9 protein-coding genes are annotated in these 20,169 nt (G+C 37.4%); 6 read left to right on the forward strand and 3 right to left on the reverse strand.

The window, feature by feature from the left end:
• Positions 1-154 precede the first annotated feature (154 nt).
• The gene (locus tag ACXM0J_RS13825; protein ID WP_086264430.1) at positions 155-823 is read left to right on the forward strand and encodes a class I SAM-dependent methyltransferase; all 669 of its coding nucleotides are present in this window, start codon (positions 155-157) and stop codon (positions 821-823) included.
• Positions 824-845: 22 nt separating this feature from the next.
• On the opposite strand, the gene ACXM0J_RS13830 is transcribed toward ACXM0J_RS13825, so the two are convergent.
• Together ACXM0J_RS13830 and ACXM0J_RS13835 are read right to left on the reverse strand one after the other, a co-directional pair.
• Complete coding sequence (locus ACXM0J_RS13830; protein WP_086264431.1) at positions 846-1,268, reverse strand: hypothetical protein; 423 nt, start codon at positions 1,266-1,268, stop codon at positions 846-848.
• Positions 1,269-1,385: 117 nt separating this feature from the next.
• On the reverse strand, positions 1,386-2,717 hold the full coding sequence (locus ACXM0J_RS13835) for an MFS transporter (RefSeq protein ID WP_005803945.1): 1,332 nt from the start codon (positions 2,715-2,717) through the stop codon (positions 1,386-1,388).
• Between the two features lie 373 nt (positions 2,718-3,090).
• Between ACXM0J_RS13835 and glpK the strand changes: the two genes are divergently transcribed.
• Together glpK and glpD are read left to right on the forward strand one after the other, a co-directional pair.
• A complete protein-coding gene (gene glpK / locus ACXM0J_RS13840; RefSeq protein ID WP_479750599.1) occupies positions 3,091-4,599 on the forward strand; it encodes a glycerol kinase GlpK in 1,509 nt (502 codons plus the stop codon).
• A gap of 154 nt (positions 4,600-4,753) precedes the next feature.
• Complete coding sequence (gene glpD, locus ACXM0J_RS13845) at positions 4,754-6,271, forward strand: glycerol-3-phosphate dehydrogenase (RefSeq protein ID WP_086264433.1); 1,518 nt, start codon at positions 4,754-4,756, stop codon at positions 6,269-6,271.
• Positions 6,272-6,312: 41 nt separating this feature from the next.
• Here the strand turns inward: glpD and ACXM0J_RS13850 are convergent, their stop codons facing one another.
• Positions 6,313-8,145 (reverse strand): phosphoenolpyruvate carboxykinase (GTP), encoded by a 1,833-nt coding sequence (locus tag ACXM0J_RS13850; RefSeq protein ID WP_086264434.1) that lies wholly within the window; start codon positions 8,143-8,145, stop codon positions 6,313-6,315.
• 391 nt (positions 8,146-8,536) lie between these two features.
• Here ACXM0J_RS13850 and ACXM0J_RS13855 point away from each other — a divergent pair, with 391 nt between their 5' ends.
• The 3 genes from ACXM0J_RS13855 to blp1 all read left to right on the forward strand — a co-directional run bounded on the left by ACXM0J_RS13855 (position 8,537) and on the right by blp1 (position 20,027).
• On the forward strand, positions 8,537-9,475 hold the full coding sequence (locus ACXM0J_RS13855) for a diacylglycerol/lipid kinase family protein (protein WP_086264435.1): 939 nt from the start codon (positions 8,537-8,539) through the stop codon (positions 9,473-9,475).
• On the forward strand, positions 9,456-10,214 hold the full coding sequence (locus tag ACXM0J_RS13860; RefSeq protein ID WP_086264436.1) for a metallophosphoesterase family protein: 759 nt from the start codon (positions 9,456-9,458) through the stop codon (positions 10,212-10,214). Before ACXM0J_RS13855 ends, ACXM0J_RS13860 begins: the two co-directional genes overlap by 20 nt.
• Positions 10,215-10,517: 303 nt before the next feature.
• Complete coding sequence (blp1, locus tag ACXM0J_RS13865; protein WP_139841456.1) at positions 10,518-20,027, forward strand: biofilm-associated Ig-like repeat protein Blp1; 9,510 nt, start codon at positions 10,518-10,520, stop codon at positions 20,025-20,027.
• Positions 20,028-20,169 lie beyond the last annotated feature (142 nt).

Raw genomic sequence — 20,169 nt, forward strand, 5'->3', positions numbered from 1 at the left:
CCGAGTTTTGCGGATGACAATGGTTAGACCTAATTCTCACGAAAGCCTTGCGAAGCAGGGCTTCTCAGGTCCAACCGAAGGTTATTCTAGAAATTCAAATCATAATGGAATGACTCTGTTATGCTTGTTATAAAAATGAATTAAAAGAAATCTGATGAGCTGCACCTTTCAACTATCCAAAGCCCCTGAACATTTACTTCAAGCACTAAATGAAGTTATTCCCAATTGTGAGTTGATGGCACAACAGTTGCCTGAAACGGCTATTTCTTTATGGTTGATTCCACCTGTTTTTCCAACTGATCGTTTAGATGATGAAGTTATTCGCCGTATTTGGAATGACACGCCGTATTGGATTTTTTGTTGGGCATCTGGTTTAGCAATGGCACAGTGGTTACTTGCAGAGCCGCACCATGTTAAAGATAAAGTTGTTTTGGATTTTGGAGCTGGTTCTGGTGTAGTGGCAATTGCTGCAAAAATGGCAGGGGCGAAACGAGTCATCTGCTGTGATATCGATCAAGTTAGTTTGAATGCTTGCCGTGAAAACGCTTTACTTAATAATGTTGAGCTAGAATATTTAGATGATTTATATAAGGCCGAGCATGTTGATATTTTATTGGCAGCTGATGTTTTATACGATCAATGTAACCGCTTTTTCTTAGATGAATTTTTAAAATTTGCGCCAGAAGTCTGGGTGGCTGATAGCCGTGTTAAGAACTTTAGTCATCCCAAATATCAAAAGATTGATGAAAGAAGTGCTTCTACATGGCCTGATCTGGATGAAGCTAAAGAGTTTAGAAATGTAAGTTTTTATAAGACGCTGTAAAAGAACAGCGTCTTTTTTTATTTTATGAACAAGTATAACGAACAACTTTTAATGTGCTTGGACGTGCTTCAAGCGCTTGGCGAGTTGCATAGTCCTCACCATTATTTAAGCTAGGTGTGTTTGATAAACCAAAAGAAGCACGAGTTTCGCCGAGTTTAATTCCATAATGCTCATCTTTCGCTGGATTAGGAATTTCGTTGATACTCAAAATTGATAATTTATAAACTTTCTGAGCACCTAGTACATTCTGACAAGCTCGTTGTAATTTACGTTCATCGAGTTGCTGGTTACTACGACCCGCTAAAGTGTAAGCTAAAGTCGCTGAAGTTTTTGTTTGGTTTTCAATCTGATATCCAGTTGAACCATTATATTGTCGAGGGGTAGTCTGACAAGCAGTTAAAACAAACATACTACTTAATGCCAAGCATAAAATACTTCTATTCATCAGTATCGTCCTTATTTTCTTATAGCTAGTATCTCATAAAATACAAAGGTTGTTGGGGCTTAATCTCATGATTTGAGCTAACATCGGCGAACGATATTAGCCCTTATTGGTAACGTATTAATGTTCTTTGATTTTTGAATGGTGCTTGGTGTCTTTCATAAAAATATAAATAATGAGAGAAATGAAGATCATGATACTTACATAAATAAAGTACCAAGATTCATGCCCAGCCTCTTTAAAACTTAAAGCAAAGAACTCTGCTGTTCCGCCAAATAATGTATTGGCAATCGCGTAAGGTAATGCAACTCCTAAAGCACGAATGTGCGCAGGGAAAAGTTCTGCTTTCACTACAGCATTAATTGAAGTGTAGCCAGTCACCATTACGAGACCTCCAAAACATAACCAGAAAGCTGTCCAATAGTTATGTGTATTTGCGAGTGCATCAAATAGAACGTATGTGAATAAAACACCTGTTATTCCGAAGAAAATCATAAGGGGTTTTCGACCAATGCGATCTGATAAAGCACCTGCTACAGGCTGTAGACACATAAAAATAAATAGCGCTAAAGTTGTAATTTGAGTGGCTTCAGGTTTGGTAAATCCAGAAGTATTGACTAAATATTTTTGCAGATAAGTCGTATAAGTATAAAAAGCTAAAGTCCCGCCAGCGGTTAAAAACAATACTGTGAAAGCTTCTTTAGGGTAATGTTTAAATAAAGCAAACATGCCTGATTTTGGTTGGTCTGTCTCTGCCTGAGCATTTTTAAAAGATTGAGTTTCTAGTAGGCCACGTCGAATACGGAAAACTACAATCGCAAGTAAAGCACCGATAAAGAATGGAATACGCCATCCCCAATCATGTAGTTGTTCTTCAGTTAATACCATTTGTAATATTAATAGAACGCATAGAGCTGTGAGCTGACCAGCAATCAAGGTGACATATTGGAAACTAGAGAAAAAACCACGTCGATTTCTTTCAGCCATTTCACTTAAATAGGTAGCACTAGCACCATATTCACCGCCTACACTTAAGCCTTGAATTAAACGAGCGACAACTAAAAGAAGAGGGGCAAATACACCAATACTTTCATAACTTGGTGTCACGGCAATAAGCAGCGAACCTATACACATTAAAGTGACGGAAAGGGTCAGACCCGCTTTACGACCTTTACGGTCTGAATAGATTCCCATAATCCATGCACCGATTGGGCGCATTAAAAAGCCTACAGCAAAAATTGCGGCCGCTTGAAGGAGCTGAGCCGTCTGGCTACCTTTCGGGAAAAAAGCATGAGCAAAATAGAGCGTAAATGCTGCATATACATACCAGTCATACCATTCAACAAGGTTACCGGCAGAACCGCCCAAAATGGATTTTAGACGAGTTTTTGTATCTAAATTAGAATGTGGAGTTGTTGCGGTAGAAGGTTGATCAACCATGAGTCGCTCCATGTTTCGCTTGGGTTGAATGCTAAAAAAGAGAAGATTTATTCCGTTTTTACATATTTTCTAGAGGAGTATTTCACTTTATTTTTTTTATGTCTGTAAAACAATGTTTATTATTTAAGCAAAGGAATAAGTTGAATATTTATATGATTTCAAATTAGCCGATTAGTCCATTTTTATGATCTTATTCGGTTATTTAGCCTATTATTTTTTTCCAAATAGTAAAAACTAATAAAGAATGAGTAGAGTTTGGGCGAAGAAAACCTATATGCCTTAAAAATAATGATATATTCCAAAGAAAATTTTAAATAAATACAGTTAGGCATGATGTCTTGGCATTGTGGACTAGATGTGTGTGGATAATGAAAGGGACATTCAGATGTCAAATTGCCTGAAAAAATATATTGTTGCTTTTGATCAGGGAACAACGAGTTCAAGAGCAATTGTTTTAGACCATGATGCTAACGTTGTAAGTATTGCTCAAAAAGAATTTACCCAGATTTATCCGCAGCCTGGCTGGGTCGAGCATGACCCTATGGAAATTTGGGCTACGCAAAGTGCTGTGTGGGTAGAGGCTCTAGCTCAAGCAGGCATTAAGAGTGAGCAAGTTGCAGCAATTGGGATTACAAATCAGCGTGAAACCACAATTGTTTGGGATAAAAAAACAGGCAAGCCTATTTACAATGCGATTGTTTGGCAAAGTCGACAAACGACTGAGATATGCAATCAATTGCATAAAGCAGGATGGCAAGAATACATACGTAAAACAACGGGTTTGGTGATTGATCCGTATTTTTCGGCCACAAAAATTAAATGGATTTTAGACCATGTTGAAGGAAGCCGTGAACGTGCTGAGCGAGGAGAGTTGTTGTTCGGTACGGTGGATACTTGGTTAATCTGGAAACTAACCAATGGTACAGTCCATGTCACTGATTTTACCAATGCTTCACGAACTATGCTGTTTGATATCGAAAAGCTAGAATGGGATGAAAAACTTTTACAAGTTTTAGATATCCCTCGAGCAATGTTACCCGAAGTACGTAGCTCATCTGAGGTTTATGGATATACACATACCATTAGTGGGCAAGAAGTTGGTATTCCCATTGCAGGAATCGCAGGTGATCAACAAGCCGCACTGTTCGGTCAAATGTGTGTTGAGTCTGGCCAGGCAAAAAATACCTACGGCACAGGCTGTTTTCTATTAATGAACACAGGTAAGAAGATTGTCCGTTCAGAACACGGATTGCTAACTACTATTGCATGTGGTGCGAGTGGTGAGGTGAACTATGCCTTAGAGGGTGCCGTATTTAATGGTGGTTCTTGCGTTCAGTGGTTGCGCGATGAATTAAAGGTCATTAAGAATGCTAAAGACTCTGAGCTTTATGCAACACGTGTGAAAGATAGTAACGGTGTATATGTTGTACCTGCTTTTACAGGGTTAGGCGCACCATATTGGGACCCAACAGCGCGTGGAGCTATTTTTGGACTTACTCGTGGGGCTAGTATTGAACATATTATTCGTGCAACTTTAGAGTCTATTGCTTTTCAAACCCGAGATGTTTTAGATGCAATGCAGCAAGATGCAGAAGAAGAGCTCCGTACACTCCGTGTTGATGGAGGAGTAACGGAAAATAATTTCTTAATTCAATTTCAGGCCGATATTTTAGCAACACCAGTAGAACGTCCAATAATGAAAGAAACCACAGCTTTGGGTGCGGCTTTCCTTGCTGGGCTGGCGACGGGTTTCTGGCAAGATCTACATGAGTTAAGAAATAAATCTGCCATAGAAAAAGTATTTGAGCCAAAAATGTCTTCTGAACAATCAGAAATTATTTATAAAGGTTGGCTCAAGGCAGTTAAGCGTAGTCAAAGTTGGGCTGAGGATTAATTCGTTCTTTAATTGGTTGAATTCAATAGTAGGGTAATCAATTAACGGTTAAATACTTGGTTATTTAAAATTGATTATTCTACTTTTTTGATTGTTGTTTCTTCAATTTGGTGTTTTAATTTTTATAAGATCAACAATAAAAAGAAAATGAGAAATGAAAATACAGCCTAATGATTATTCAAAAATATATGACATTGCCGTGATCGGTGGCGGTATTAATGGTGTTGGTATTGCTAATGATGCTGCAGGCCGTGGACTATCGGTATTTTTATGTGAAAAAGATGATTTAGCTAGTCACACCTCATCTGCTAGCAGCAAATTAATTCATGGTGGTCTGCGCTATTTAGAGCATAAAGAATTTCGACTGGTTAGAGAAGCTTTAGCAGAGCGTGAAGTGTTGTTGGCTAAAGCTCCACATATTATTAAACCAATGCGCTTTATTATGCCTCATCGACCACATTTACGTCCTGCATGGTTAATTCGGGCGGGCTTGTTTTTTTATGATCATTTGGGAAAACGAGAAAAATTATTAGGTTCAAATCTTATTTATTTCAAAGAAAATAGTCCTTTAAAACCGGCTATAACGCGTGGTTTTGAATATTCTGACTGTACTGTAGATGATGCACGTCTTGTGGTGTTAAATGCATTGCAGGCTAAAGAGAAAGGCGCCAAAGTCGTAACGCGTACGCGTTGTATTAAAGCTTATATGGAACAAGAGCTGTGGCATCTGGAGTTACAAAGTGGAGCAGAGTTTTACCAGATACGTGCAAGAGCTTTAGTGAATGCAGCAGGCCCTTGGGTTGAAGAAATTATTAGTGAAAATCTGAATCTAAAATCGCCTTATCAAATTAGGCTGATCCAAGGAAGTCATATTGTTGTGCCAAAATTATATGACTGTCATAAAGCCTTCATTATGCAAAATGAAGATCGACGCATTGTGTTTGCAATTCCATATTTAGAAAAATATACATTAATTGGTACGACAGATCAGGAGTATACAGATGACCCACAAAAGGTAGAGATTACCGATGTAGAAATAGATTACCTCTTAACAGTGACCAATTCACATTTTAAAAAGCAGTTAACTCGGGCTGATATTGTAAGCCAATATTCGGGTGTACGTGCTTTATGTGATGATGAGTCTGATAATCCTTCAGCGATTACACGTGACTATACTTTGGCGCTACAAGCAGAAGAGAGAAAGCCACCATTGTTATCTGTGTTTGGTGGCAAGATCACAACTTATCGAAAATTAGCCGAAGCTGCTTTAGAGCATTTGTCTGCGTTTTTTAATGACATGGCAGAAGAGTGGACTGTAGATGAGCCATTACCTGGTGCTGAAAACTGGACAACATTAGATGATTTAACGCATCAGCTTCAGTCACGTGTAAGTGGAGTGTCTGAATCACTTGCTAACCGTTGGGCGCATGCATACGGCACAAGAGTCTGGAATATGCTCCGAGAGAAAAATGCAATAGAGCAATTAGGCCAGAATTTTGGAAATGATTTATTTGAATGCGAAGTCAAATATTTATGTGAATATGAATGGGCGACTACTGCTGAGGATATATTGTGGCGTAGAACAAAACTAGGTCTAGCATTTGATGAGAAACAAGTAAAAATATTAGAAGCTTATTTATCTGAGCGTCGACAAAAAGACGATGCTGCATAATAAAAAAGGTCGCACATGGCGACCTTTTTTATATGTAACAATTAGAAGCCAGTTTTTACAGCTTCAAGTAAAGCTGCTTGACGTTCTTTTAATGCTTTCGGTAAGCGATCACCGAGTTTATTAAATAAATCAGTGTGGCTTTCAATTTCAGTAATCCACTGATCTTTATCTTGAGCTGTGATTAGGTCGAATTCTTCTTTAGAGAATTCAGTACCTTCCCAGTTCAAGTCGTCATATGTTGGAACAAGACCAATTGGAGTTTCAACAGCGTTTGCACGACCTTCACAACGATCAATGATCCACTCAAGAACACGCATGTTTTGACCGAAACCAGGCCATACGAAATTGCCTTCAGCATCACGACGGAACCAGTTTACATTGAAGATTTTTGGTAACTTATTACCAGCTGCTTCAGCTTTTGTACTTACTTGTTGACCAAGGCTTAACCAGTGATCAAAGTAGTCAGCCATGTTATAGCCAGCAAATGGAAGCATCGCGAATGGGTCACGACGCACAATACCTTGTTGACCAACAGCAGCAGCAGTAGTTTCAGAACCCATAGTTGCCGCTTTATATACACCGTCAACCCAGTCGAAAGCTTCAGAAACTAAAGGAACTGTATCTGCGCGGCGACCGCCGAAGATAAATGCAGAAATTGGAACGCCTGCTGGATTTTCCCAGTCAGCATCGATAGAAGGGCATTGACCAGCTGCAACAGTAAAGCGAGCATTTGGATGCGCTGCTTTTTCACCATTTACGTGAGGTTGGCCTTTCCAGTTAGTTAAGTTTGTTGGAACTTCTTTAGAAAGACCTTCCCACCATACTTGACCATCTTCAGTTACCGCTACGTTTGTATAGATAACATCTTTATGAAGAGTTGCCATACAGTTCGGGTTAGTCTTGGTGTTTGTACCAGGAGCTACACCAAAGAAACCAGCTTCAGGGTTAATCGCATATAAACGACCATCTTCACCTGGTTTGATCCAAGCAATATCGTCACCTACAGTTTCGATTTTCCAACCTTCATAACCTGCTGGTGGAATTAACATTGCAAAGTTTGTTTTACCACATGCAGACGGGAATGCTGCAGCGATGTAGTGTTTTTCACCTTGAGGGTTAGTTACACCAAGAATAAGCATGTGTTCAGCTAACCAACCTTGTTCGCGTCCCATGACAGAAGCGATACGAAGAGCTAAACATTTTTTGCCAAGTAATGCGTTACCGCCGTAACCAGAACCGAAAGACCAGATTTCACGAGTTTCTGGGTAATGAACGATATATTTTTCAGGGTTACATGGCCAAGCAACGTCTTTTTGACCTTCAGCAAGTGGAGCACCTACTGTATGTACACATGGAACAAACTCGCCGTCTGTACCTAATACGTCATAAACTGCTTTACCCATACGTGCCATTTTACGCATGCTAACAGCAACGTAAGGAGAGTCAGTTAATTCGATACCGATATGAGCAATATGGCTACCAAGTGGGCCCATAGAGAAAGGAACAACGTACATCGTACGGCCTTTCATTGAACCGTCAAATAAACCGTTTAACTTTTCACGCATAACAGCTGGGTCTTCCCAGTTGTTTGTCGCACCAGCATCTTCTTTATTTTGAGAGCAGATGTAAGTACGGTCTTCAACACGTGCAACGTCAGATGGGTCAGAATTTGCAAGATAAGAACCAGGATGTTTTTCTTGGTTTAATTGCTGCATGGTGCCGTTAGCGATCATCAAGTCGATTAGACGTTGATATTCTTCTTCGCTTCCGTCACACCATTCGATTTTTGCTGGTTTGGTTAAGTTTGCAATTTCTTCAACCCATGCAATAAGCTTAGGATGACGAACGAATTCTGGTGCGTTCACTGTGGTCATGGTGAGGCCTATTCAAAATATGTACAACGTACAAGTCATTCATTGAGAGGTACAATGAAAGATCAAATAAAAAAGTGGCTGTATTAAAGCACAAAATCACAAAAAAAATAAGACTAAAGACTAAGAAATAGATATTTTACTTTTTTGTTTTTTTCTTATTTAAATCATTAACTTGTAGTTTTTTGCAATATCTTATTCTCAATATTTTTATGTTGTATGTATGTTATTTATATTATTTATTTCTTTAAAAATCAATATCTTGATTCTTATTTTTTTCTTGAGAATTATTATTGATTAAACAAATGATCTTCATTCAAAATTTACATAAAGAGACTTTTATTAGGTGTTTTTATATACAATATTCAGGACGAATCCCTCTAAGATAATAAAAATGCGGACTTTAAAACCTCTCTCTATCATTTATAACCAAAAGTCGGGTTTTCATGCGTCAAAACATGAAGATATGTATGAACAGTTAATGACTGTGTTCACCGAATTTGGTTTCGAAATACAAGTTTTTGAATTAGCTGAAGATGTGTCTTTTGAGGATTTAATGAATCAAGTGATACATCGGCATAGTCAAAATGCAAATTTAGGTGTTGTTGTTGCAGCGGGTGGGGATGGAACTTTAAATGCGGTAGCATCAAAACTTAGGCATACTCATATTCCAATGGGAATATTACCTTTGGGAACTTTTAATTATGTCGCTAAAGTTTTGGATATTCCTTTAGATTTGTTAGAAGCTGCTGAAGTCATCGCTACAGGTACACCACGCTCTGTACATATTGCGACAATTAATGACCATGTTTATTTGAATAATGCGAGTCTAGGACTTTATCCATTATTTATAAAAAAACGTGAGCTTTATAATAAATACTTAGGGCGTTTACCTTTACATGCTTATACCTCAGCTTTGGATGTCTTATTAAGAGAAAATAAATCCATGAAACTTTCCGTCACAGTTGATGGCAAGAGATATCCAGTCAAAACACCTTTAATTTTCTTTGGTAATAATCAGTTGCAGTTATGTGATATGAAACTAAGAATTGCCGATTGTGCTGCACAAGGACGAGTTGCAGGAGTTGTCATTACGAAAAGTGATAGGCTTAGTTTATTAAACATGTTATGGCAGTGGATTCAAGGCAAAGTAGAAGAGGCACAAGATGTTTATAGTTTTTGTGCAGATCATGTGATGGTTGATTGTGCAAAAAGATCAAAACTTACCGTGGCTTTAGATGGGGAAATATTAGAGATGAAAACACCTCTAAACTTCTCTGTAGAAAAGAATGCTTTAAATATTATGGTGCCAAATGTTGTTACATCTGTCTGATCTGCATTTTGGAACAGAAGTTGAGGCATGTTTAGATGCAATCCGACTTTTTTGCACTCAACATAAACCTGAAGTCATTGTGGTGAGTGGGGATATTACTCAACGTGCCCGATATCAACAGTTTTATAAATGCCGTCAGTTTTTAGATAACCTTAATATTCCTTATCTTGTTGTTCCTGGTAACCACGATATTCCGTTGTACCATGTCTGGAATCGTTTTTTTTCACCATTTACTCGCTACCAATATTTTTTTGGCCAGCTTGAACCGACTTTAGAAACTGAACATTTTTATATTGTTGGAGTGAATAGTATTCGCCGTCGTTATCATACTCGTGGACATATTTCGATTGAGCAAATTCAAACTACATATGAGCGATTACAGCAAGGGCCAGTGGATAAAATCAAATTAGTTGTTTTCCATCAGCCTTTTTATACTCCACCTGATGATGAGCATGGTATTAAAGATTGTCCTGTATTAGGAAAAATGGCGCTCGAAAAATGGAGTACAACAGGACTATTTGGAATGTTACACGGACATTTACATAAAACTGCTGTATATGATTTAACGCAAATTTATCAATTAAAGATAGATCATCCTATTTATGATATTCATGCAGGAACAGCAACTTCTAGCCGTTTGCATTATCATGTTCCGAATAGTTTTAATGTTATTTCAAATGAAGGAAAAATTAATCATTATTGGTTTAATTACGATTTAAAGATTTTTCAATTAATTTAATTTATAAAAATTATATAAGACATTTAACTTAAGAGTAGATTGATAAAATTTTATCCATTACAATGCCTAAGCTTTAAATTCTATATATGGGGAATAGGAAAACATTCTAAATGTTTTATCATTTTAAAAATAATATTAATGGATACATAAAAAATTTTTAACTATATAAAAAGCCGCGATTTAAAGTGGCTACAATAAGGGTTTAGTGTTTTATGATAGTTAATAATATTTGATTAAATGAGTATCTATTTATCTTAATATTTTAGAATAACTTAATAATATTTAAAATTTCATGGTGGAAAAATGGTACAAGTATCATTAATGGCAAATAATGCTTCAAAAAATAATACAGTTGATATTAATGTAGGCCAGATAAAAAATATTGTAGTAAATTCTAAAGAAATCGCAAAAATCGATATAAATCCAGAAAAAATTTCTTCAATAACAAGAGCAGGAAACAATGCAATTGTTCATCTAAAAGATGGAACTGAAATTGTTTTAGAAAACTATTTTATTAGCGAAAACCCGCAAATTCTTTTAAATGAAGGGCAGAGTTATTGGGCTGCTAATCTGGGAGAAGATGCTAGCGGACAGACCACTGTTAATTATTTAGAATTAAAAGATACGCCAAAGCTTATTGATAGTTCATCTTCTGTACCCCTCTGGTCGTGGTTAGTCAGCGCTTTAGCAGGAGCAGGAACAATTGCTTTATTGTCTCGGAAAGATTCTAAAGATACGACGCCTCCTGAGCCAGGAACTTTGAGTCTCAAAAATTTTTTAGATTCTGGGGGATCAACTGCAGATCAGATTACTCAAGATAAAAACTTTAATTTAAAGCTTGAAGGACAGGAAAGTGGAAGCCGAGTAACATATTTGGTCTCTACCGATGAAGGAAAAACTTGGCAAGAAACGACAGTAAATCAAAAAGATTTAACCGATGGTGTTTATCTCTACAAAGCTGTAGTAACAGATCGAGCTGGAAATGTTTCGGAAACTGCTATACAAAAAGTTGTTGTGGATACTACGGCGCCAAAAGCAGGCGAACTGACTTTATCTGATTTAAGTGATACAGGTGTTTTGGCAACTGATCAGATTACGCAAGATAAAAACTTCAATTTAAAGCTTGAAGGACAGGAAAGTGGCAGCCAAGTAACGTATTTAGTTTCTATCGATGATGGTAAAACTTGGCAGGAAACAACTGTTACTCAAAAAGATTTGGCTGATGGTATTTATAAATTTAAAGCTGTAGTAACCGACGTTGCAGGCAACATATCTGAAACCAGTGTGCAAAAAGTCGTTGTGGATACAACAGCGCCGCAAGCAGGTGAACTGACTTTAGCTGCTTTGGCTGATACGGGCATTTCAGCAACTGATCAAATTACGCAAGATAAAACTTTTGATTTAAAGATTAGCGGACAAGAAGTAAATAGCCAAATCATTTACTGGATATCTAAAGATGAAGGAAAGACTTGGCAGGAAACAACGGTTACTCAAAAAGATTTGGCTGATGGTGTTTACCAATATAAAGCAATAGTAACCGACGTTGCAGGCAATACATCAGAAACCGCTATACAAAAAGTCGTTGTGGATACAACAGCGCCGCAAGCAGGTGAACTGACTATATCTGATTTAAGTGATACGGGTGTTTCGGTAACCGATCAGATTACGCAAGATAAAACTTTTGATTTAAATATTAGCGGACAAGAAGTAAATAGCCAAATCACTTACTGGATATCGAAAGATGATGGAAAGACATGGCAGGAAACGAAAGTAAATCAAAAAGATTTGGCTGATGGTGTTTACCAATATAAAGCTATAGTGACAGATCTTGCAGGCAACACATCAGAAACTGGTGTGGAAAAGGTAATTATAGATAACTCTTTAAATATTGAATCAACCACAGTAACTATAAAGTCGATTACTGAAGACAATACAATAAGCCTAGTTGAAAAAGATCAGGTTATTTCTATAAGACTGGATGTAGATAATCTACCAACAGATTTAAATAGCTCACTGACATCAGTAAATACGACATTAAACAATGTTGTTTATAACTTTCATTTTGATGAAGTCACCCAAGAATGGGTTAGTGAAATTCCAGCAGAGTTTCTGTGGTCAGATGAATCGCAAACTAATATATCAATTGATATTAGCCTGACTGATCAAGCTGGCAATACGGCTAATATTAAACAAACCCAAAACTATAATGTAGATCATATTCCGAATTCACCAACTCTAGATTCACTAACTTTCAACAATATAGATGGAGCTATCATTTTAGGTAGTGCATATAAAGGAAGTAAAGTTGATATTTACAATAAAAATGATGACTGGCTTGCAAGTACCATAACTAATGACGAAGGTAAATTTACTTTACAAAACCTTTCGATTAACTCAAATCAAGAGGTTTATGCAGTCGCTACTTATAATGGATATAGCAGTGAAAATTCGTCAATTGGCCTAGTTACTGAAGTTCCTGCTATTAGTATTACAAGAATTAGTCCAGAAGGTGTAATCACTGGTTATGCGACCGAAGGCAGTCATTTTATTGTAAAAGATCAGAATGGAAATATTCTACAAGAGTTTAACTCCATTGCATTTGAGGGTTCAGGTATTACGCCTTTTAGTGTAATGGCATTAGGTGAGGTCAGACCATTTACTTTGACCCTCAACCAACCTTTAGAGGAAGGTACTCAAATTATTATCTCTACAGATAAAGATAATATTTCAGGCCATCCACAATATATTACCGCAGACTATACTCCCGCAGTATTTTTAGAAACACCACAATTTGATATCAGTGGTGAAACTTTATCAGTACATGTTAATGAGCCGAACAGCTTTATTCGAGCATTTTCTGGAGAGGGCAATTTAATTGCTACAGGTTTTACCGATGAACAAGGCTTTGCAAGTTTACAGGTGTTCCAATTTTTAAAAGAAGGTGAGTCGGTTACCATACAAGTAGTAGATAAAAATCAAAATACGAGTGAAGTCCTAATCGAAGTTCCAAACTTTGCTTATATTCCACATGTTGAACGTATTACACAAGAAGGCTTAATTTCTGGGTTTGCTGAAGATAATAGTACAGTAATCGTGCGTGATGCCGAGGGAAATGAATTAGGAAAAGTTACAGTAGGTGATGACAATAGTTGGAATGAATTTAGTCATTTTAGCTTGAGTGTAAACCGACCTTTAATTGATGGAGAGCAAATTTCAGTTCAAATTATTGATAATAAAGGGTTGATGAGTCCTGAGCAGAATATCATTGTAGATCTGACTCCTCCACCTGTTCCAACAGATTTAAATTTCAATGATGCTGGCGATTTAGTTTATGGTCATGCAGAACCTTTCTCTGAAATTTTAGTTAAAGATGGGCAAGGAAACATTCTTAATAAATGGTTCTGGAATAACTGGACTGATGAGAGTGGAAGTTTTTCGATAGAACTTGGTATGTTTTTAACTAATGCTGAGACGGTTTATGTCACGGCTACCGATGTGAATGGAAATGTAAGTTTAGCAGCGCAGATACAGGCGCCTAATTATGCTTTTGCCCCCCATGTAGATAGCTTTACTTCGGACGGAGTGATAAGTGGACAAGCTGAAAATAATAGTACTCTCATTGTTAAAGATGCCAAAGGTGAAGTCGTAGCTGAAATTAAAGTCGGTGAAGATAACGGTTGGAATGGATCAAGTTATTTTAAACTCCAGCTTGATCGTCCTCTTGTCGATGGTGAGCAGTTTTTCTTATCAATTAAGGATGCGCGTGGGCAAGTAAGCACCGATACTGTAATTACCGCTGATACGGTTGCTCCTACACCAGCCAGCAATTTAGTTTTCTCAGAAGATGGTTCATATCTTACGGGTGTAGCAGAGCTGAATACTACGATTCAGGTTTTTGATCATAATGGTCAGCTCGTGAATATATGGAATAACACCATAAACTCGGACGGTACATTTACTATTTTCTTAGGTAGCAATAATTTACATGGGGAGGCATTCACGGTCACCGTTAAAGACCAAGCCGGAAATGTGAGTGAAGCTGTTTCAATAAATGCTCCACTTGATGATATTGCACCGGATCCAATTAAAAATATTTTACTTGATGCAAACGGTCAAAACTTTACAGCACAAGCAGAAGCAAATAGTCAGATTGAAGTTTTTGATTCATTAGGTAATCAGACGGGTTGGGGCTCTACAGATAGTGCTGGTAATGTCTCAGGCTTTTTCAATCAAATCTATTTACATGGTGAAGAGCTTACTTTTGTTGTCATAGATCGAGTTGGTAATCGCAGTGTCGAATTTAAGCAAAATGCTTTAATTGACACCATTGCACCAAATCCGATTGCAAATATCATCTTCAACGAAGATGGCCAAAGCTTTACAGCCCAGGCAGAAGCGGGAAGCTCTATTGATGTATTCGATCAGGATGGAAATAAGATTACTACTAGTTATACCGATAGCTTAGGTAATGTATTTGGTTATTTCCCACAAGTTTACTTACACGGTGAGGAACTTACTTTTGTTGTAGTAGATCGAGCGGGTAACCGCAGTGCGGAGGTCAAGCAGAGTGTTTTGAATGACGATGTCGCGCCAAATCCGATTGAAAATATTGTATTAGATATCAATGGTCAGAACTTTACAGCTCAGGCAGAAGCAAATAGCCAAATTGAAATTAAAAATGCCAATGGTGATGTCATCGGATATGGTTCCGCAGATAGCACAGGCAATGTTTCAGGATATTTGTATCAAGTACATTTACATGGCGAAGAGCTTACTTTTGTAGTCGTTGACCGAGCGGGTAACCGTAGTACAGAAGTTAAGCAAAATGCTTTAACTGATGATGTAGCACCAAATCCAATTGAAAATATTGTATTCGACTCAAACGGTCAAAACTTTACGGCGCAAGCAGAAGCAAACACTCAAATTGAAGTCAAAAATGCTGGGGGTGAGGTCATAGGTTCAGGTTATGTAGATGGTGCTGGTAATGTGTCAGGTTATTTATATCAAGTCTATTTACATGGAGAAGAACTCACTTTTATTGTCGTTGACCGAGCGGGTAACCGTAGTCCAGAAATCAAGCAAAACGCTTTAACTGATGATATCGCACCAAATCCGATTGAAAATATTGTACTTGATGCGAACGGACAGAACTTTACAGCTCAGGCAGAAGCAAACACTCAAATTGAAGTCAAAAATGCTGCGGGTGAAGTCATAGGATCTGGTTCAACCGATAGCATGGGTAATGTTTCTGGTTACTTCTATCAGGTCTATTTACATGGGGACGAACTCACTTTTGTTGTAATTGACCGAGCAGGGAACCACAGTACAGAGGTCAAGCAGAATGCCTTGATTGATGACATTGCTCCGAATGCGATTGAAAACATTATCTTTAATGAAAATGGTCAAAACTTTACAGCGCAAGCAGAAGCAAATAGCAAAGTTGAAGTTAAAAATGCTGTGGGTGAGGTTGTAGGTACTGGTTATGTAGATAGTGCTGGTAACGTCTCGGGTTACTTGAATCAAGTTTATTTAAAAGGTGAGGAACTCACTTTTATTGTGATTGATCAAGCTAGTAATCGCAGCGCTGAAGTAAAACAAACAGCCTTTGTCGATAATACGCCACCAGAAAATGCGACTAATTTAGTATTTAGCGAAGATGGTTCATATCTAACTGGTATGGCTGAGCCAAATGCTACGATTCAGATATTTGATCAGAATGGTCAATTGGTAAATCAGTGGAATAATAATGTTAATTGGGATGGAACATTTAACATCTCTTTATACAGTAACTATTTGCATGGCGAAGAGTTTAAAGTAGTTGTAGTAGATCGGGCTGGTAATTTGAGTGGTGGGGTTACTGTAAAAGCACCGCTTGATGATATTGCTCCTGTGGCTGCAAGTAATCTCACGTTTAGTGAAGATGGTTCATCCCTTTCTGGTGTAGCTGAGCCAAATACCTTCATCCAGATATTTGATCAGAATGGTCAACAGGTGAATACGTGGAATCAGAGTGTAAATGCTGATGGTACATTCACTATTTCTTTCGGTACTTACAATTTACATGGTGAAGAGTTCACAGTCACTGTTAAAGACCGAGCTGGAAATGTGAGTGAAGCTGTTTCAGTTAAGGCTCCATTTGATGATATTGCGCCAAATCCGATTAAAAATATTGTATTTGATGTAAATGGCCAAAGTTTTACGGCACAAGCAGAAGCTAATAGTCAGATTGAAATTTTTGACTCATTTGGTAGTCAGATAGGTTGGGGCTCTACCGATAGCACTGGTAATGTGATGGGTTACTTTTATCAAGTGTATTTACATGGAGAAGAATTAACGTTCGTTGTTATAGACCGAGTAGGTAACCGTAGTGATGAAATGAAGTTAAATGCTTTGATGGATACCATTGCACCAAAGCCGATTGAAAACATCATCTTTAATGAAAATGGGCAAAATTTTACAGCACAAGCAGAAGCTAATAGTTTTATTGGTGTCAAAAATGCTGCTGGTGAGTTTGTCGGTTATGGTTATGTCGATAGCATTGGTAATGTGTCAGGTTACTTGAATCAAGTTTATTTAAAAGGTGAGGAACTCACTTTTATTGTTATAGATAAAGCAGGTAATCAAAGTATTGAATTTAAGCAAAATGCTTTAACTGATGATATTGCACCGAATCCAATCGAAAATATTATATTTGATATCAATGGACAGAACTTTACAGCGCAAGCGGAAGCAGACAGTCGAATCGAAGTTAAAAATGCTGTTGGTGAGGTGGTAGGATCTGGTTCAACCGATAACATGGGTAATGTTTCTGGTTACTTCTATCAAGTGTATTTACATGGAGAGGAGCTTACTTTTGTTGTAGTTGATCGAGCTGGTAACCGCAGTACAGAGGTCAAGCAGAATGCCTTAATTGATGATATCTCGCCAAATCCGATTGAAAATATTGTGCTCGACTCAAACGGTCAAAACTTTACAGCGCAAGCAGAAGTAAATACTTGGATTGAAGTCAAAAATGCTGCGGGTGAGGTGATAGGTTCTGGTTATGTAGATGGTGCTGGTAATGTGTCAGGTTATTTTAATCAAGTCTACTTACATGGAGAGGAATTAACTTTCATCGTTGTAGATATAGCAAGTAACCGAAGTATTGAGGTTAAACACAATGCTTTAATTGATGATGTTGCACCATCAGCTGCTTCAAATATTACATTAACCTCAGACGGATTGCTTTTTGGTGAGGCTGAGCCAAATGCAACGATTGAAATTATTGATCAATATGGTGCAGTTATCGCAACAACTTATGTTTGGTACGATGGCACATTTAATCAATGGATTAATCTGAGTCAATACCAGACACAAAATTTGAGTATTGTTGTCAAAGATATTGCTGGCAACCGAAGTGAAGTTGCTCATCAGTTAGTACCTGTATTTACCAACTCACCAATTGCTGCAACAGAGCTAAAATTGGATGTTGATGGCCATATTCTGACAGGGAAGGCAACAGCCGGAATGACGATTGTTGTTACATCTACTGGTGGTCAGACCATTAATGGAGGGTGGAATAATACTGTGAATGAAGATGGTAGTTTTGCTATTCCGTTAAATGACTATTATCTACAAGAACAGACATTACAAGTTCGAGTTTATGACCTGAATACGAATCAATATAGCCTAATCTCTGAAATTAGTGCGCCTTTAGACAATATTGCTCCAGTAATTAATGATGTGGTGATTAGTAATGACGGTTATGGCATTACAGGACACACTGATTCGAAAGTAATCATTAAAGTAATGGATGCGGATGGAGATTTTAGAGCAGAATTTCAATCGGATGAAGCTGGATATTTCAATGCTAGTATTTATCCACCTATATTACGTGGAGAGCAGTTATTTATCACGGCAACAGATTTAGCTAAAAATATAAGTTCTCCATTTAATATTACTTTTAATGCAGATATTAATGCACCTCCATCAGCAGAGCATATTGTGGTATCTGAAAATGGTTTCTTTGTTGAGGGAACTGCTTCACTAAATAGTGAGGTGCGCATTTTTGATGTGTATAGTAATTATATTGCTGGCGGTTCTGTAGATGAAACAGGGCATTTTAATATCCAGTTATACTCACCTCAGGCGAATGGACAAACTTTACGCGTTGTTGTGGAGCAAAATGGCTATCAAAGCGTTTATACAGAAATTAAGGCACCTATAGACACTGTCGCACCAAATGCAGCAACTCAGCTTGTCTTAGAAGATGGAAATGTACTTTCAGGACAAGCGGAAGCATATTCAACAGTTAATATTTTTGATGCTAATAATAATTTAGTAGGTCAGACTACTGTCAGAAATGATGGAAGTTTTACAACATACTTATGGTCACAATATTGGCATGGTGAAACATTGACGGTAAAAGTAGTTGATGCCAATCAAAATGAGAATGAGAGTACAACGGTTGTTGCTATAAATGATACAACAGCACCGAATGTAGCCACACAGCTTGCTATGAAGGGATGGGACGAGCTCACGGGGCATGCAGAAAGTAAGGCTACTCTTGAAGTTACATATCATTTTGCTGATCAAGAACCTTTTGTAACAAATACTATGGTCATGGCAGATGGAGCTTTCTCTACTTATATGTATGAGAATGCGACATCATTTGATATTACTGTTATTGATCGTGCAGGAAATCGTAGTGAAACTATCAGTAAAGCGATTAATGATTTACCTAAGATCGCGGTTGACCAGTTTATAGGTGATGCTACTGATAATATTTATATAGTTGATCATATAAATGATTTTGTTCAAGAATATATTGTTGAGCCGTATGCAATATATAAAGACGTCTGGATTGATGATAGCTATACATATCCAGAATGGGTTACTGAAGGTCATTACGAACAGATATGGTTTGTTGATGGTTATTATGATTCCCAATGGGTCACAAGTGGTTATTCAACTGTACAAAATGTTTATCAAAGTCAAAATGGTATAACTTATATTGATAATGGCACGGCAGATAGCGATTATAGTCGATATGAACAACAATATTATGATTTTGCGAATGGGCAATGGCAAGAAGGCTATGAACTGACTTATATCCGTTCAGAGGAAGGTTGGGTTGATACTAGTCATTATGAAGACGTTTATGTCGATCTGAGTCGTTATGAAGATGTTTGGGTAGATACTAGCCACTATCAAGATGTTTTCGTAGAAAGCGGTTACTGGGAAAGTCAACTTGTTGAATCAGGCTATCGAGATGTTGATTTTGGTGGACACGATAAAATAATTAGCTCTGTGAATTATAGTCTGGTTGGATATTCTGATTGGTCGACAGGTCTGGAAAGCGGTCGTTATGTGGAAGACTTAGAACTGGTTGGTTCTGCTCATCTGAATGCAACAGGTAATGCTTTAGATAATCTTTTAACAGGTAACTCTGGTAATAACGTTTTGAATGGGCGTGAAGGTAATGATACCTATATGACTCATGAAGGTGCTGATACCATTCTGTTCCAATTGCTAAATAGCCAAGATGCGACTGGCGGGAATGGACATGATACGGTGTTAGATTTTACTTTAGGGGATGTAAGAACCGATGCTCAAGCAGATAAAATTGATTTAAGTGAATTATTAATTGACTACTCTAAAGATGTGAGCACATTAGCGAAATTTATTACTGTAGAGCAAGATGCTGGAAACACGACTATTAGTCTTGACCGAGATGGTGAAGGTACAATGTTTAGTAGTGTGTCATTGATAACTTTAAATCAGGTAAATACAACATTAGATGAATTGTTGAATAATCAGCAACTCTTTGTTTAACATTAAAATTTATTTTTATAAAAGAGGCTATGAAAATAGCCTCTTTTATTTTGTGCTTTAAATTTAATAAAAACTCTTCACAACCTGTTAAAAAATGACCAAAAAAGATAAGTTTTTTTTCATTTTCCCCTTGAAGCCTTTT

Source organism: Acinetobacter sp. GRABPA_MV_2 (assembly GCF_056725885.1).